This window comes from Streptomyces sp. NPDC002784 (assembly GCF_053592135.1).
This window is the reverse complement of the sequence record NZ_JBSFVD010000007.1, coordinates 218,517-234,785: the sequence shown is the minus strand read 5'-3', so window position 1 is coordinate 234,785 and position 16,269 is coordinate 218,517. Positions and strand designations below refer to the sequence as shown.

General features: G+C 69.9%; 14 protein-coding genes. 12 read left to right on the top strand and 2 right to left on the bottom strand.

Annotation, left to right across the window (positions count from 1 at the left end; genetic code table 11):
• The 7 genes from ACWD1Z_RS16590 to ACWD1Z_RS16560 all read left to right on the top strand — a co-directional run bounded on the left by ACWD1Z_RS16590 (window position 1) and on the right by ACWD1Z_RS16560 (window position 8,396).
• A complete protein-coding gene (locus tag ACWD1Z_RS16590; protein WP_451119255.1) occupies window positions 1-1,164 on the top strand; it encodes an acyl-CoA dehydrogenase family protein in 1,164 nt (387 codons plus the stop codon).
• Window positions 1,165-1,313: 149 nt separating this feature from the next.
• Window positions 1,314-2,360 (top strand): ABC transporter substrate-binding protein, encoded by a 1,047-nt coding sequence (locus tag ACWD1Z_RS16585; protein WP_451119253.1) that lies wholly within the window; start codon window positions 1,314-1,316, stop codon window positions 2,358-2,360.
• A 42-nt stretch (window positions 2,361-2,402) separates the two neighbouring features.
• Entirely contained in the window at window positions 2,403-3,239 is an 837-nt protein-coding gene (locus tag ACWD1Z_RS16580; RefSeq protein WP_451119251.1) for a siderophore-interacting protein, read from the top strand.
• A 157-nt stretch (window positions 3,240-3,396) separates the two neighbouring features.
• Complete coding sequence (gene desA, locus ACWD1Z_RS16575; RefSeq protein ID WP_451119249.1) at window positions 3,397-4,839, top strand: lysine decarboxylase DesA; 1,443 nt, start codon at window positions 3,397-3,399, stop codon at window positions 4,837-4,839.
• Complete coding sequence (locus tag ACWD1Z_RS16570; protein ID WP_451119247.1) at window positions 4,823-6,100, top strand: lysine N(6)-hydroxylase/L-ornithine N(5)-oxygenase family protein; 1,278 nt, start codon at window positions 4,823-4,825, stop codon at window positions 6,098-6,100. The genes desA and ACWD1Z_RS16570 overlap by 17 nt, the downstream gene beginning before the upstream one ends.
• On the top strand, window positions 6,097-6,627 hold the full coding sequence (locus ACWD1Z_RS16565) for a GNAT family N-acetyltransferase (protein ID WP_451119245.1): 531 nt from the start codon (window positions 6,097-6,099) through the stop codon (window positions 6,625-6,627). Before ACWD1Z_RS16570 ends, ACWD1Z_RS16565 begins: the two co-directional genes overlap by 4 nt.
• Entirely contained in the window at window positions 6,624-8,396 is a 1,773-nt protein-coding gene (locus ACWD1Z_RS16560) for an IucA/IucC family protein (RefSeq protein ID WP_451119243.1), read from the top strand. Before ACWD1Z_RS16565 ends, ACWD1Z_RS16560 begins: the two co-directional genes overlap by 4 nt.
• Before the next feature lie 137 nt (window positions 8,397-8,533).
• Here ACWD1Z_RS16560 and ACWD1Z_RS16555 read toward each other — a convergent pair whose 3' ends face one another.
• A complete protein-coding gene (locus ACWD1Z_RS16555; protein ID WP_451119241.1) occupies window positions 8,534-10,114 on the bottom strand; it encodes a beta-N-acetylhexosaminidase in 1,581 nt (526 codons plus the stop codon).
• Between the two features lie 71 nt (window positions 10,115-10,185).
• On the opposite strand from ACWD1Z_RS16555, the gene ACWD1Z_RS16550 reads away from it, so the two are divergent.
• The 3 genes from ACWD1Z_RS16550 to glmS all read left to right on the top strand — a co-directional run bounded on the left by ACWD1Z_RS16550 (window position 10,186) and on the right by glmS (window position 13,239).
• The gene (locus tag ACWD1Z_RS16550) at window positions 10,186-11,064 is read left to right on the top strand and encodes a DUF4429 domain-containing protein (RefSeq protein ID WP_451119239.1); all 879 of its coding nucleotides are present in this window, start codon (window positions 10,186-10,188) and stop codon (window positions 11,062-11,064) included.
• An 87-nt stretch (window positions 11,065-11,151) separates the two neighbouring features.
• Window positions 11,152-11,409: a hypothetical protein gene (locus ACWD1Z_RS16545; protein WP_266924384.1), complete on the top strand. Its 258-nt coding sequence runs from the start codon at window positions 11,152-11,154 to the stop codon at window positions 11,407-11,409.
• Between the two features lie 12 nt (window positions 11,410-11,421).
• Window positions 11,422-13,239, top strand: coding sequence for a glutamine--fructose-6-phosphate transaminase (isomerizing) (glmS, locus tag ACWD1Z_RS16540; protein WP_451119237.1), 1,818 nt, complete (start codon window positions 11,422-11,424; stop codon window positions 13,237-13,239).
• A 252-nt stretch (window positions 13,240-13,491) separates the two neighbouring features.
• On the opposite strand, the gene ACWD1Z_RS16535 is transcribed toward glmS, so the two are convergent.
• Complete coding sequence (locus tag ACWD1Z_RS16535; protein WP_383308085.1) at window positions 13,492-14,019, bottom strand: universal stress protein; 528 nt, start codon at window positions 14,017-14,019, stop codon at window positions 13,492-13,494.
• 320 nt (window positions 14,020-14,339) lie between these two features.
• On the opposite strand from ACWD1Z_RS16535, the gene ACWD1Z_RS16530 reads away from it, so the two are divergent.
• Together ACWD1Z_RS16530 and ACWD1Z_RS16525 are read left to right on the top strand one after the other, a co-directional pair.
• Window positions 14,340-14,672: a hypothetical protein gene (locus tag ACWD1Z_RS16530; RefSeq protein WP_451119235.1), complete on the top strand. Its 333-nt coding sequence runs from the start codon at window positions 14,340-14,342 to the stop codon at window positions 14,670-14,672.
• A gap of 377 nt (window positions 14,673-15,049) precedes the next feature.
• A complete protein-coding gene (locus ACWD1Z_RS16525; RefSeq protein ID WP_451119233.1) occupies window positions 15,050-16,267 on the top strand; it encodes a helix-turn-helix domain-containing protein in 1,218 nt (405 codons plus the stop codon).
• Window positions 16,268-16,269 lie beyond the last annotated feature (2 nt).

Below are 16,269 nucleotides of genomic sequence, written 5' to 3'. Positions count from 1 at the left end.
ATGGACCACAAGCTCTCCCCCGAGCTCGAAGAACTGCGCCGCACGGTCGCGGAGTTCGCGCACGACGTCGTGGCGCCGAAGATCGGCGACCTGTACGAGCGCCATGAGTTCCCGTACGAGATCGTGCGCGAGATGGGCCGCATGGGCCTGTTCGGACTGCCGTTCCCCGAGGAGTACGGCGGCATGGGCGGGGACTACCTCGCGCTGGGCATCGCCCTGGAGGAGCTGGCCCGCGTCGACTCCTCGGTGGCCATCACCCTGGAGGCGGGCGTCTCGCTGGGCGCGATGCCGATCCATCTGTTCGGCACCGAGGAGCAGAAGCGCCAGTGGCTGCCCCGGCTGTGCTCGGGCGAGATCCTCGGCGCCTTCGGGCTGACCGAGCCGGACGGCGGCACCGACGCGGGCGCGACCCGGACCACGGCCCAGCTGGACCCGGAGACCGACGAATGGGTGATCAACGGCACGAAGTGCTTCATCACCAACTCCGGTACGGACATCACCGGTCTGGTCACCGTCACGGCGGTCACCGACCGCGGGCCGGCGGACGGCGCCCCGCTGATCTCGTCGATCATCGTCCCCTCGGGCACCCCGGGCTTCACGGTGGCCCCCGCGTACTCCAAGGTCGGCTGGAACGCCTCCGACACCCGTGAGCTGTCCTTCGCCGACGTCCGCGTCCCGCGGGCCAATCTGCTGGGCACCCAGGGCCGCGGCTACGCCCAGTTCCTGCGCATCCTCGACGAGGGCCGGGTGGCGATCGCGGCGCTGGCGACGGGCCTGGCCCAGGGCTGCGTGGACGAGTCGGTCCGGTACGCCAAGGAGCGGCACGCCTTCGGCCGTCCGATCGGCGCCAACCAGGCCGTCCAGTTCAAGCTCGCGGACATGGAGATGCGGGCGCACACGGCCCGGCTGGCCTGGCGGGACGCGGCGAGCCGGCTGGTGGCGGGCGAGCCGTTCAAGAAGGAGGCGGCGCTGGCCAAGCTCTACTCCTCCACGATCGCGGTGGACAACGCCCGCGACGCCACCCAGATCCACGGCGGTTACGGCTTTATGAACGAGTACCCGGTGGCCCGGATGTGGCGCGACTCCAAGATCCTGGAGATCGGCGAGGGCACGAGCGAGGTCCAGCGGATGCTGATCGCCCGGGAACTGGGGCTGCCGAGCTGACAACGGCCTTCGCCGGCCCCCGAGTTGGACCCCCGAGCAGCTCACGGGCGGGACGCTGCGGGGGCCCACCCCTGGACAATTGATGAGGTTAGGCTAACCTACCTTCGAATTGTCCGGCGAAGATCGCCCCGTTCGAAAGCAGCGTACCCATGTCCCACGCCAGCGCCACCCACCTCACCCGCCGTGGCATCCTCGCCGCGGGCGGCGCCCTCGGCCTCGGTGCCGTGCTCGCGGCCTGCGGCGACGACGACACCAAAAGCGGTGGCTCTGACCAGGAGACGGCCGCCGCGAAGTCCGGCCCGTGGTCCTTCAAGGACGACCGCGGCACGACCGTGAAGCTCGACAAGGCGCCGGCGAACACCGTCGCGTTCACCGGTGTCGCCGCCGCCCTCTTCGACTACGGCATCCAGGTCAAGGGCGTCTTCGGCCCGACCACCACCCCGGACGGCAAGCCCGACGTCCAGGCCGGCGACCTCGACGTCAGCAAGGTCACCGTGCTCGGCAACGAGTGGGGCAAGCTCAACATCGAGAAGTACGCGGCCCTCTCCCCCGACGTCCTCATCACCACGACGTTCGACGACGCCGGCACCCTGTGGTCGGTGCCCGTCGAGTCCGCGGACAAGATCGCCAAGCTCGCCCCGAGCGTCGCGATCTCCGTCTTCGACCGCCAGCTCACCGAGCCGCTGCAGCGCATGTGGGAGCTGGCCGAGTCGCTGGGCGCGGACATGAAGTCCACCGAGATCGCCGAGTCCAAGAAGAAGTTCGAGACCGCCGCGGCCCGGCTGCGCGCCGCCGCCAAGGCCAAGCCCGAGATCAAGGTGATGGCCGGCTCCGCCGCGGAGAGCATCTTCTACGTCTCCGGCACCAACTTCTCCATCGACCTGGAGTACTTCAAGTCCCTCGGCGTGAACTTCGTCGAGCCCTCGGAGAAGGCGAAGGCCGAGAGCGCCGGCTGGTACGAGGCGCTCAGCTGGGAGAACGTCGACAAGTACGACGCCGACATCATCCTGATGGACGACCGCTCCTCCACGATCCAGCCCGCGGACATCACCGAGGCGACCTGGAAGAAGCTGCCCGCCGTCAAGGCCGGCCAGGTCATCCCGCGCTCGCCGGAGCCGATCCTGTCGTACGACAAGTGCACGCCGCTGCTCGACAACCTGGCCGAGGCCATCGAGAACGCGAAGAAGGTCAGCTGACCTCCCGGACGGTCGCCCCCTGACGCTCACCCAGGAGCCTCCATGAGCACGGCCGTAGCCGTCGATTTCCGTTTCTTCTCTCTTCAGGTCGTACGGACTCGGCGGCTCGGTCCGTCTCTGGTCCGGGTGACGTTCGGCGGACCGGAGCTGAGCGACTTCCGCTCCGACGGCCGCGATCAGTCGCTGTCGCTGTTCCTGCCGCACCCGGGGCAGGAAGAGCCCGTCGTCCCCGTCGAACTCGGCGACGGATGGTGGCAGGGCTGGCGCGACCTGCCGGACGACGTACGGGCCGTGATGCGCTCGTACACCCTGCGCGAGCTGCGGCGGGACCCGGACGAGATCGACATCGACTTCGTGCTGCACGAGCCCGCCGGGCCCGCCTCCCGATGGGCCTCGCGGGCCGCCGCCGGGGACCGCGTCCTGCTCATCGGGCCCGCGGTCGCCGACAACCGGGCCATCCGGTTCCGGCCGCCCGCGGACACCGACCTCATGGTGCTGTGGGGTGACGAGACCGCCGTACCGGCCGTCTGCGCCATCGTCGAGTCGCTGCCGGCCGGCACCCGGGCCCGGGTCTGGCTGGAGGTGCGGCACTCCGGGGACATCCAGGAGCCGGCGACCCGGGCGGACGCCGAGATCGTCTGGCTGGTCCGCAGCGACCAGGGCGCCGAGGGCTCCCCCATGGCCCTCGACGCCCTGCGCGGGACCGAACTCCCGGCCGCCGTGCACCCGTACGTCTGGATCGCGGGCGAGTCAGGGTGCGTGAAGGCGCTGCGCCGGCACTTCGTCGGGGAGCGCGGCATCGACCGGCGCCGGGTCACCTTCGTCGGCTACTGGCGGCGCGGTCTGACGGAGGAACAGCTGCGGGAGCTGGGCGAGTGATGCGACGGAAGTGACCACCGTCACGGAAGGGGTTGGGTTCCGGCCGCCTGACGCACGATGAAATTAGGTTAGGCTTACCTAAGTTGATCGACCTTCTCGTCCCCTCCCCACTCCCCTTCGCCTCGTCCCGCACGGACTTCCCCTCGGAGGACCCCCCATGCGCTCGCACCTGCTCAATGACACGACCGCGGAGCAGTACCGCAGCTCCGTGACCGAAGGAATCGAGCGGGTGGCCGCCAAAATCGCCGCCACCGAACGTCCGTTCACCGGCGTCACGGTCGACGCCCTCGCCCCCACCATCGACGCGATCGACCTCGACAAGCCGCTGCTCGACACCGCGGCGGCCCTCGACGAGCTGGAGGACGTCTACCTCCGCGACGCGGTCTACTTCCACCACCCGCGCTATCTCGCCCACCTCAACTGCCCGGTCGTCATCCCGGCGGTGCTCGGCGAGGCGATCCTGTCCGCGGTCAACTCCTCCCTGGACACCTGGGACCAGTCGGCCGGCGGCACCCTGATCGAGCGCAAGCTCATCGACTGGACGACCGCCCGGATCGGCCTCGGCCCGGCCGCCGACGGCGTGTTCACCTCCGGCGGCACCCAGTCCAACCTCCAGGCGCTGCTGCTGGCCCGCGAGGAGGCCAAGGCCGAGTCCCTCGACACCCTGCGCATCTTCGCCTCCGAGGTCAGCCACTTCAGCGTCAAGAAGTCGGCCAAACTCCTCGGCCTGAGCGCGGACTCGGTGGTCTCCGTCCCCGTCGACCACGACAAGCGCATGCAGACCGTCGCCCTCGCCCGGGAGCTGGAGCGCTGCAAGCGGGACGGCCTGGTCCCGATGGCCGTCGTCGCCACCGCCGGCACCACCGACTTCGGCTCCATCGACCCGCTGCCCGAGATCGCCGAGCTGTGCGAGCAGTACGGCACCTGGATGCACGTGGACGCCGCCTACGGCTGCGGACTGCTCGCCTCCGTGAAGTACCGGGACCGGATCGACGGCATCGAGCGCGCCGACTCCGTCACCGTCGACTACCACAAGTCCTTCTTCCAGCCGGTGAGTTCCTCCGCCGTCCTGGTCCGGGACGCGGCCACCCTGCGCCACGCCACCTACCACGCGGAGTACCTCAACCCGCGCCGGATGGTGCAGGAACGTATCCCCAACCAGGTCGACAAGTCCCTCCAGACCACCCGCCGCTTCGACGCGCTGAAGCTGTGGATGACCCTGCGCGTGATGGGCGCCGACGGCATCGGCCAGCTCTTCGACGAGGTCGTCGACCTGACCGCCGAGGGCTGGAAACTGCTGGCCGCCGACCCGCGCTTCGACGTCGTGGTCGAACCCAGCCTGTCCACCCTGGTGTTCCGCTACATCCCGGCCGCGGTGACCGACCCGGCCGAGATCGACCGCGCCAACCTCTACGCCCGCAAGGCCCTGTTCGCCTCCGGTGCCGCCGTCGTCGCGGGCACCAAGGTCGGCGGCCGCCACTACCTGAAGTTCACCCTGCTCAACCCCGAGACCACGACGGATGACATCACCGCCGTCCTCGACCTGATCGCCGGCCACGCCGAGCAGTACCTGGGAGAGTCCCTTGACCGCGCTTCCTGAACCCACGCACACGACCTACGACTTCGTGGGCATCGGGCTCGGCCCCTTCAACCTCGGCCTGGCCTGCCTCACCGAGCCCATCGACGAACTCGACGGTGTCTTCCTGGAGTCCAAGCCCGACTTCGAGTGGCACGCGGGCATGTTCCTGGACGGCGCCCATCTGCAGACCCCGTTCATGTCGGACCTGGTCACCCTCGCCGACCCGACCTCGCCGTACTCCTTCCTCAACTACCTGAAGGAGAAGGGCCGGCTGTACTCGTTCTACATCCGCGAGAACTTCTACCCGCTGCGGGTCGAGTACGACGACTACTGCCGCTGGGCCGCGAACAAGCTGAGCAGCGTCCGCTTCTCCACGACGGTCGCCGAGGTGACGTACGAGGACGAGCTCTACGTCGTGCGGACCACCGCCGGGGACACCTACCGCGCCCGGCACCTCGTCCTGGGCACCGGCACCTCCCCGCACTACCCGGAGGCGGTGCGCGGCCTCGGCGGCGGCTTCTTCCACAACTCCCGCTACGTGCAGAACAAGGCGGAGCTGCAGAAGAAGGAGTCGATCACGATCGTCGGCTCCGGCCAGTCCGCCGCCGAGATCTACTACGACCTCCTCACCGAGATCGACGTGCACGGCTACCGGCTGAACTGGGTGACCCGCTCCCCGCGCTTCTTCCCGCTGGAGTACACCAAGCTCACGCTGGAGATGACCTCGCCGGAGTACATCGACTACTACCGCGCGCTGCCGGAGGCCACCCGCTACCGCCTCACCGCCCAGCAGAAGGGCCTGTTCAAGGGCATCGACGGCGATCTCATCAACGAGATCTTCGATCTGCTGTACCAGAAGAACCTCGGCGGCCCGGTGCCCACCCGGCTGCTCACCAACTCCTCGCTGGAAGCGGCCCGTTACGAGAACGGCACCTACACGCTCTCCTTCCACCAGCAGGAGCAGGAGAAGGACTACGAGCTCCAGACGCAGGGCCTGGTGCTGGCCACCGGCTACGCGTACACCGAGCCGGAGTTCCTGAAGCCGGTGAGCGACCGCCTCGTGCGCGACTCACGGGGCAACTTCGACGTCGCCCGCAACTACGCCATCGATGTGACGGGCCGGGGTGTGTTCCTCCAGAACGCCGGCGTGCACACCCACAGCATCACCAGCCCCGACCTGGGGATGGGCGCCTACCGCAACAGCTTCATCATCAGTGAGCTGCTCGGCAGCGAGTACTACCCGGTCGAGAAGACCATCGCGTTCCAGGAGTTTGCCGTATGACCTTCACCTTCCGCACGCTCGACCCCCTCAAGGACGCCGAGCTGCTGCACCGCTGGGTCACGCACCCCAAGGCCGCCTTCTGGATGATGCAGGACGCGAGACTGGAGGACGTCGAGCGCGCCTACATGGAGATCGCCGCCGACGAGCACCACCACGCCCTGCTGGGCCTGAAGGACGGCGAACCCGCCTTCCTGATGGAGAAGTACGACCCCGCCCACCGCGAACTGGTCGGCCTGTACGAGCCGCGGCCGGGCGACGTCGGCATGCACTTCCTGACGCCCCCCACCGACACCCCCGTGCACGGCTTCACCCGCTCCGTCATCACCGCCGTCATGGCGCACCTCTTCGAGGACCCGGCGGTCCAGCGGGTCGTGGTCGAGCCGGACATCGCCAACAAGGCCGTCCACGCGCTCAACGAGGCCGTCGGGTTCGTGCCCTCCCACGAGATCCAGAAGCCGGAGAAGAAGGCGCTGCTGAGCTTCTGCACCCGGGAGCAGTTCCTGCTCGCCACGGGGGCGACCGCATGACCCTCGCCGACTCCGTGGCCCACCTCTCCCCCGAACGCTGGGAGCGGGCCAACCGCCTCCTCGTCCGCAAGGCGCTCGCCGAGTTCGCCCACGAGCGGCTGATCACGCCCGAGGCCACCGCCGACGGCGGCTTCGAGGTCCGCGGCGACGACGGTCTGACCCGGTACCGGTTCACCGCCGTCCGCCGCGCCCTGGACCACTGGCAGGTCGACGCCGACTCGATCTCCCGGCACCGGGACGGCGCCGAACTGCCGCTGGCCGCACTGGACTTCTTCATCGAGCTGAAGCAGGCGCTCGGCCTGAGCGACGCCATCCTGCCGGTCTACCTGGAGGAGATCTCCTCCACCCTCTCCGGCATCTGCTTCAAGCTCACCAAGCCGCAGGTCCCGGCCGCCGAGCTGGCCCGGAGCGGCTTCCAGGCCATCGAGACCGGGATGACCGAGGGCCACCCCTGCTTCGTCGCCAACAACGGCCGGCTCGGCTTCGGCATCCACGAGTACCTGTCGTACGCCCCCGAGACCGCGAGCCCGATCCGGCTGGTCTGGCTGGCGGCGCACCGGTCGCGGGCCGCGTTCACGGCCGGCGTCGGCCTGGAGTACGAGTCCTTCATCCGGGACGAGCTGGGCGAGGACACCGTCGAGCGGTTCCACGGCATCCTGCGCGAGCAGGACCTGGACCCCGCCGACTACTTCCTCATCCCCGTCCACCCCTGGCAGTGGTGGAACAAGCTGACGGTCACCTTCGCCGCCGAGGTCGCCCGGGGGCACCTGGTGTGCCTGGGCGAGGGCGACGACGAGTACCTGGCCCAGCAGTCCATCCGGACCTTCTTCAACACCTCCAGCCCCGAGAAGCACTACGTGAAGACGGCCCTGTCCGTCATCAACATGGGCTTCATGCGCGGCCTGTCGGCGGCCTACATGGAGGCGACCCCGGCCATCAACGACTGGCTCGCCCAGCTCATCGAGAACGACCCGGTGCTCAAGGAGACGGGCCTGACGATCATCCGCGAGCGCGCGGCGGTCGGCTACCGGCACCTGGAGTACGAGGCGGCGACGGACCGCTACTCGCCGTACCGCAAGATGCTGGCCGCGCTGTGGCGGGAGAGCCCCGTCCCCTCCCTCCGGGACGGCGAGACGCTGGCCACCATGGCCTCCCTCGTCCACGTCGACCACGAGGGCACGTCCTTCGCGACCGCCCTGATCGAGCAGTCGGGGCTGGCGCCGGTGGAGTGGCTGCGCCGCTACCTGACGGCGTACTTCACCCCGCTGCTGCACAGCTTCTACGCCTACGACCTCGTCTTCATGCCGCACGGCGAGAACGTGATCCTGGTGCTGAAGGACGGTGTCGTCCAGCGCGCGATCTACAAGGACATCGCCGAGGAGATCGCGGTCATGGACCCGGACGCGGTGCTGCCGCCGACGGTGGAGCGGCTGCGTGTGGACGTCCCCGAGGACACGAAACTGCTGTCGATCTTCACGGACGTCTTCGACTGCTACTTCCGCTTCCTCGCCGCGAACCTCGCCACCGAGGGCGTCCTCACGGAGGACGACTTCTGGCGCACGGTCGCGGAGGTCACGCGCGCGTACCAGGCGACGGTGCCGGAACTGGCGGACAAGTTCCGCCAGTACGACATGTTCGCCCCCGAGTTCGCCCTCTCCTGCCTCAACCGCCTCCAGCTCCGCAACAACCAGCAGATGGTGGACCTGGCAGACCCAGCAGGCGCCCTGCAACTGATCGGCACGCTACGGAACCCCATAGCAGGGTTCTGACAAGGCCAGACGGGTGCCTCAGGAGCACGGTCCTCCTGAGGCACCCGTCAGCACAAACCCACCCAGGGGCGCGGGGCTGTATCAATTTGCGGCTCCGCCGCGTGGGCGCGATCAACCCCCACCGCCCCGCACCCGACTCACAACCAAGGCACCTGAGGCGACCGGTAATACCCAATACCGAGCGCCTCCCACCGCGGAGCCTGCGCAGCAAGCCGAACCTTGTACGCGTCCCAGTCACGCGCCTCCGCCGGAGACCACCCCAACTCGGCCACCCCGACGACCCGCGGGAACGCCATGTACTCGATGTCCTCGGACGTCCGCAGCGTCTCGCTCCACAACGGCGCCTCGACCCCCCGCACCGCCGACTCGGGCACCCCCGCCAGATAGGTCCCGGGATCCCAGTCGTAGGACCGCCGCACCTCGACGTACCCCGCCCAGGACAGCCCCAGCGGAGTCCTCTCGTCGTACTTCATGTCGAGGTAGATCCGGTCGGCCGGCGAGAGGATCAGCCCCGTCCCGCCCCGCGCCGCCGCGGCGACCTGCTCCTTCTCCTGCGCACTGGTGCCGTCGAGCCCCCAGTACTGAGCGAGCGCCCCCTTCGCGGGCGAGGCCCCGGTCAGCTGGTGCCAGCCGATGACCGTCTTGCCGTACTTGGCGACGACGGGCTGCACCCGGTCCATGAACTTCACGTAGTCGGCGTGCGGCGTGGAGTGCGCCTCGTCCCCGCCGATGTGCAGATAGCGGCCCGGCGTGATCGCGGCGAGCTCCCGGATCACGTCGTCCACGAAGTCGTACGTGAGCTCCTTGCCGACGCACAGCGAGCTGAAGCCGACCTCGATGCCGGTGTAGAGCGGGGGCGCGACCCCGTCGCAGTTCAGCTCGGCGTACGAGGCCAGCGCCGCGTTGGTGTGGCCCGGCATGTCGATCTCGGGGACGACCTCCAGGTGCCGGGAGGCGGCGTAGCGGACGATCTCCTGGTAGTCGTCCTTGGTGTAGTAGCCCCCGGGGCCCCCGCCGACCTGCGTGGAGCCGCCGTACGTCGCGAGCCGCGGCCAGGAGTCGATGGCGATCCGCCAGCCCTGGTCGTCGCTCAGGTGCAGGTGCAGCTTGTTGAACTTGTACAGCGCCAACTGGTCGACGTACCGCTTGACCTGGTCGACGGAGAAGAAGTGCCGGGAGACGTCGAGCATCGCGCCGCGCCAGCCGTAGCGCGGGGTGTCCTTGATCGTGCCGCCCGCGACCAGCCAGGGGCCGGGCTGCGCGGAGTCCTTCTCCACGGCGGCCGGGAGGAGCTGGCGCAGGGTCTGGACGCCGTGGAAGAGCCCGGCGGGCCTGGCGGCCGTGATGACGACACCGCGGCGGTCGCTGTCGAGGCGGTAGCCCTCCGCGCCGAACGACCCCTTGGCGAGCCGCAGTCGGATGCCGCCGCCGTGGGTGGTGACCGGCAGGCGGTAGCCGGTGGAGGGCCGCAGGAGGTCCGCGAGGTACTCCCCGACCCGGCGCACCTCGCGCGAGTCGTCGACCCGGATCCGGGTGCCGTCGGTGATGCGGTACGGGGAACCGCCCGGCGCGACGGAGGCCGGGGCGGGCACGACCCGGTCGAGCGGGATCGCGGTCGGCCCCGGCCCCGGGGGCACCGCGCCGGTGGCGGAGACGCCGGCCGCCGCGACGAGCAGCAGCGAGCCGAGAAGGCGAAGCGTTCTGTGGCGCTGCCTCACAGTCGGTCCCTTCGGTGAGCTCCGATAGGTACAGACCACTCTCTCGCGAGACCGGTGAAACAATCACCCCCATGGCGGAAATCATCCAGAAGGACGGCACCTGGGTCTTCGACGGGGACGCGCTGCGGCTGACGCCCGGCCGGGACAAGAACGTCAGCCTTTTCCGCAAGACCCTCGGTGAACTCGTCGTCCCCCTGGGGGCGTTGGCGGGCATCTCGTTCGAGCAGGGCAAGAAGGCGGGGCGGCTCAGACTGCGGCTGCGCGACGGCGCCGACCCCCTGCTGCACGCCTCGGGCGGCCGGCTCACCGAGCCGCACGACCCCTATCAGCTGATCGTGGAGTCCGACCGCTACGGCGTCGCCGAGTACTTCACGGACGAGGTGCGCAACGCCCTGCTGCTGGACCAGGTTCCGGCCGACCCGGTGGACGCGTACCTGCTGCCGGGCCCGTCGGTGCCGCTCTCCGTCTCCGCCGGCGACGGCACGGCGAGCTTCGACGGCGAGCGGATCCGGCTGGAGTGGAACTGGAAGACGGAGGACGCCAAGGCCGCGGCGGGGGCCCGCGTCCTCAGCCTCACCGACGTCATCGCCGTCGAGTGGCATCCCGCGGTGGGCCTGGAGAACGGCCACCTCCGCTTCACCGTGCGCAACGCCCCGACCAAGGCCCCGCCGAAGTACGACCCGAACGCCGTGGAGCTGTGGGGCTTCAAGAAGGACCCGCTGATGGCCCTGGTCGCCGCGGCCGTCCAGGCCCGGCTCCCGCACCCGGCGGCGGCCGACGTACGGCGGCCGGACCCGGAGGACGCCCGCCCCCCGCTGCCGGCCGCCGCCGAGGACGACCACGACGCGTTGCTGCGACGGCTGCGCGAGCTGGGCGAGCTGCACCGCACGGGCGTCCTGACGGACGAGGAGTTCACCCTGGCGAAACAGGCGATTCTGAAGCGAATGTGACACCTCTCCACAGCCCACTGACATGCTCGTGCCCGAAATCGGGCAGGTTTCTTGCGAAAGAACGGTCGGTACCCCAGGATCTACCGGGTGCACGACGAACTTGTTGATCATCTGACGCGGTCCACGCCCCTCAGCCGGGGCGAGGCGCTGCGTGTGATCCAGGACGTGCTCGCCTACTTCGACGAGACGACCGAGGAGTACGTCCGTCGCCGCCACCGCGAACTCCAGGCCCAGGGCCTGGTGAACGCGACGATCTTCGAACGGATCGAGGCGGACCTGAAATACCGGGCGGTGGCACCGCCGGAGCTCACCCTCCGGCAGCTGCGCCGGATCGTCTACGGCTAGGAATACCCATACATGTGCGGAATCGTCGGTTACATCGGCAAGCGTGACGTGGCCCCGCTACTGCTGGAGGGCCTCCAGCGCCTGGAGTACCGCGGCTACGACTCGGCGGGCATCGCGGTGACCTCGCCCAAGAGCAGCGGCCTGAAGACGGTCAAGGCCAAGGGCCGGGTCCGTGACCTGGAGGCCAAGGTCCCGGCCCGCTTCAAGGGCACCACCGGTATCGCCCACACCCGCTGGGCCACCCACGGCGCCCCCTCCGACGTCAACGCCCACCCGCACCTGGACGCCGAGGGCAAGGTCGCCGTCGTCCACAACGGCATCATCGACAACGCCTCCGACCTGCGCCGCAAGCTGGAGGCGGACGGCGTCGAGTTCCTCTCCGAGACCGACACCGAGGTCCTCGTCCACCTCATCTCCCGCGCGCAGGGCGAGAAGCTGGAGGACAAGGTCCGCGAGACCCTCCGGCTGATCGAGGGCACCTACGGCATCGCCGTCCTGCACGCCGACTTCCCGGACCGCATCGTCGTCGCCCGCAACGGCTCCCCGGTCGTCCTCGGCATCGGCGAGAAGGAGATGTTCGTCGCCTCGGACATCGCCGCGCTGGTCGCCCACACGCGGCAGATAGTGACTCTCGACGACGGCGAGATGGCCACCCTCAAGGCCGACGACTTCCGCACCTACACCACCGAGGGCACGCGCACGACGTCCGAGCCCACCACCGTCGAGTGGGAGGCCGCCTCCTACGACATGGGCGGCCACGACACGTACATGCACAAGGAGATCCACGAGCAGGCCGACGCCGTGGACCGCGTGCTGCGCGGCCGGATCGACGACCGCTTCTCCACCGTGCACCTCGGCGGTCTCAACCTGGACGCCCGCGAGGCCCGCCGGATCCGCCGCGTGAAGATCCTCGGCTGCGGCACCTCGTACCACGCGGGCATGATCGGCGCCCAGATGATCGAGGAGCTGGCCCGGATCCCCGCGGACGCCGAGCCCGCCTCGGAGTTCCGCTACCGCAACGCGGTCGTGGACCCCGACACCCTCTACATCGCGGTCTCCCAGTCCGGTGAGACCTACGACGTCCTCGCGGCCGTCCAGGAGCTCAAGCGCAAGGGCGCCCGGGTCCTCGGCATCGTCAACGTCGTCGGCTCGGCCATCGCCCGTGAGGCGGACGGCGGCATCTACGTGCACGCCGGCCCCGAGGTCTGCGTGGTGTCCACCAAGTGCTTCACCAACACCACGGTCGCCTTCGCCCTGCTCGCCCTGCACCTGGGCCGCACCCGTGACCTCTCGGTCCGCGACGGCAAGCGGATCATCGCGGGCCTGCGCAAGCTCCCCGCCCAGATCGCCGAGATGCTGGAGCAGGAGGACGAGATCAAGAAGCTGGCCGAGGAGTACGCCGAGGCCCGCTCGATGCTCTTCATCGGCCGGGTCCGCGGCTACCCGGTGGCCCGTGAGGCCTCGCTGAAGCTGAAGGAGGTCTCCTACATCCACGCGGAGGCCTACCCCGCCTCCGAGCTCAAGCACGGTCCGCTGGCCCTGATCGAGCCGGCCCTGCCCACGGTGGCGATCGTCCCCGACGACGACCTGCTGGAGAAGAACCGCGCGGCCATGGAGGAGATCAAGGCCCGCAGCGGCAAGATCCTGGCGGTGGCCCACCAGCCCCAGGAGAAGGCCGACCAGACGATCCTGGTCCCGAAGAACGAGGACGAGCTGGACCCGATCCTGATGGGCATCCCGCTCCAACTCCTCGCCTACCACACGGCCCTGGCCCTGGGCCGGGACATCGACAAGCCGCGGAACCTCGCGAAGTCGGTGACGGTCGAGTAGCCGGCACCCCCAGGAACGGCCCCCCGCGTGTTGCCACCCATCACGCGGGGGGCCGTCCCCTTCGCCGGGGAGCCGCCCACCCCCCGGCCTGCGCAGCTGGCCGGTAGCCGTCACAACCCCGGCCGGCGGCACGCGCGTACTGGCCATATGCCCTTCACAAAGGCACAAACACCTTTGTGCGGCAGTGGATTCATGCATCCAGGAGGGGGAGGGGGCGCGCCGAGGACGCATCTCGTCCCGGGCGAACGGGAGTTACGGGATGACGACGACGGGCCGCTGCGCCCGCTTGGCGAGCCGCCCCGCGACGGACCCGAAGATCCGCCCCACGATGCCGTGCGTGGAGCCCACCACGATCGCGTCCGCCTCGTACTCGCGGCCCACCTCTTCGAGTTCGTGGCAGATGTCACCGCCGCGCTCGACGAGGATCCACGGCACCTCGGCCAGATAGTCCGCGCAGGCCAGCTCGAGCCCCAGCACCTCGGTGCGGTGGTCGGGGACGTCCACGAAGACCGGCGGCTCGCAGCCGGCCCACACCGTGGTGGGCAGCCGGTTGGCGACATGCACGATGATCAGGGCCGAGCCGGAGCGATGGGCCATGCCGATGGCGTAGGCGAGGGCGCGCTCACTGGAGGTCGAGCCGTCGAAGCCGACCACGACGCCGTGCTTGAAGGCGGGGTCGCAGGAGTGACGTGGCTCTTCCGCCGCCAGGGGCTCGGCCGCCGTGGGATCGGCGACGGGCCGCTTGCGGTCCGCGGGTTCGAAGAATTCGTGACCGGCCATGGCTGTCTCGGCGTTGTGATCCTTGTGTGGGTGGGATGACAGGGTGCGGCGGAGCTGTGTCCGGGAATCATCTTCCCAACCCCATACCCCCAAGGGTACGGCGGCACGCCTCCTTAGCCCAGATCCCGCGATGTGCTCCGCGGGGGTTCCAGGGAGCATGCACGAGGGTGTGCCCGTAACGCAATGGTTGCTGCGCTGTACAGGCGGTTTGCACAGGATGCCCGCGCGAGGCGGGTGACCCGCCTCCTGGCGGGCCGCACAGTGACCGACCGCCCGACCACGCGTTGATCTCCGTGAGCCACCGACACCGGGAGCACGCCATGGCCGGACAGCAGCACCAGGACAGCACCACCGACGTGGTCCGCTGGGCGGCCTTCTCCTGCGTCCTCGTCCCCGTCGTGCTCCTCTGGTACGGCACCTCCCTGGCCGGCGCCACCGGCACCGCGTTGGGTCTGGCCGCCGTCACCGCGGTCTGCCGGGTCCTGCTGCGCCGGTCCGAGCGGGGCGCGGCCCGCTCGCTCGCCGAGGACCACGACGTCTCGCCCGCCGAGGAACACGCCTCGCTCGCGCTCCGTCGCGGGCGCCACCACCGGAGCGGAACGGGCGCACACCGGGGCGGACGTCACTCCGGGGGAAATACACCGGGCGGTTGACCGGTTTCTATGCCCTCGGGCGCTTCTTTTCAGCCAACTTCCGGCCACCGGGCATCTCTTGCCCGAACCACCCCCCAACCCCCGTTCGACCTGCACGAAAAGGGTGTCGGGGGTGCGGCGCACCCTACGTGGATTGGCCACTGCGACGAGGCGCACTTCCCTGCACGGCCCGCGAGTGCAACGCTTCGTGATCGAATGCTTCACGCCAAGTTGCCAAGTCGACAATGTGCCGAGTGGCGAACCGGCCACTCCGGCGCGAGGCGACACAGTAGATTCGATCTTGACTGTCTACGGCGGGGGACTCGTGCAGGACCGAGGGGAAACGTGCAGGAGCGACACAACCGAGGAGCCGCGACCACCGAGGGGGGCTTAGCAGTATGAGCCACGACTCCACCGCCGCGCCGGAAGCCGCGGCCCGGAAACTCTCCGGGCGACGCCGCAAGGAGATCGTCGCGGTGCTGCTGTTCAGCGGCGGCCCCATCTTCGAGAGTTCCATACCGCTGTCGGTGTTCGGAATCGACCGCCAGGACGCCGGCGTGCCGCGCTACCGTCTGCTGGTCTGTGCCGGCGAAGAGGGTCCGCTGCGGACCACCGGGGGCCTGGAACTCAGCGCACCACATGGCCTGGAGGCGATCTCGCGGGCGGGCACGGTCGTCGTGCCGGCCTGGCGTTCGATCACCTCGCCGCCGCCGGACGACGCGCTCGACGCGCTGCGCCGGGCCCACGAGGAGGGCGCCCGCATCGTAGGGCTGTGCACCGGCGCCTTCGTCCTCGCGGCGGCGGGCCTGCTGGACGGCCGCCCCGCGACCACCCACTGGATGTACGCACCGACGCTGGCCAAGCGCTATCCGTCGGTGCATGTGGATCCCAGAGAGCTGTTCGTCGACGACGGAGACGTACTGACCTCCGCCGGTACGGCGGCCGGAATCGATCTCTGTCTCCACATCGTGCGGACGGACCACGGCAACGAGGCGGCCGGTGCGCTGGCTCGCCGCCTGGTCGTCCCCCCGCGCCGGACGGGAGGCCAGGAACGCTACCTGGACCGCTCTTTACCGGAGGAGATCGGCGCCGACCCGCTCGCCGAGGTCGTCGCCTGGGCGCTGGAGCATCTCCACGAGCAGTTCGACGTGGAGACGCTGGCCGCGCGGGCGTACATGTCGCGCCGCACCTTCGACCGGCGCTTCCGCTCGCTGACCGGGTCGGCCCCGCTGCAGTGGCTGATCACCCAGCGGGTGCTCCAGGCACAGCGTCTGCTGGAGACGTCCGACTACTCGGTGGACGAGGTCGCGGGCCGCTGCGGCTTCCGCTCGCCGGTGGCGCTGCGCGGGCACTTCCGCCGCCAGCTGGGCTCGTCCCCGGCGGCGTACCGGGCGGCGTACCGGGCCCGTCGCCCGCAGGCCGAACGGCCGACGGCGGACCCCGACACCGCCCCCGGCCCGATGCCCACGCTCCATCCGGAGCCCGGCCCGGTCCCGCTCCAGGCCCGCCGCTCCCCGAGCACGGTGGGCCAGGCGCTGGCGACGGCGTCCTCGGACAACGGCCGGGACGCCTACGCGGCGCGGGCGAGCCTGCCGGGGCAGCGCAGCGCGACCTGAGC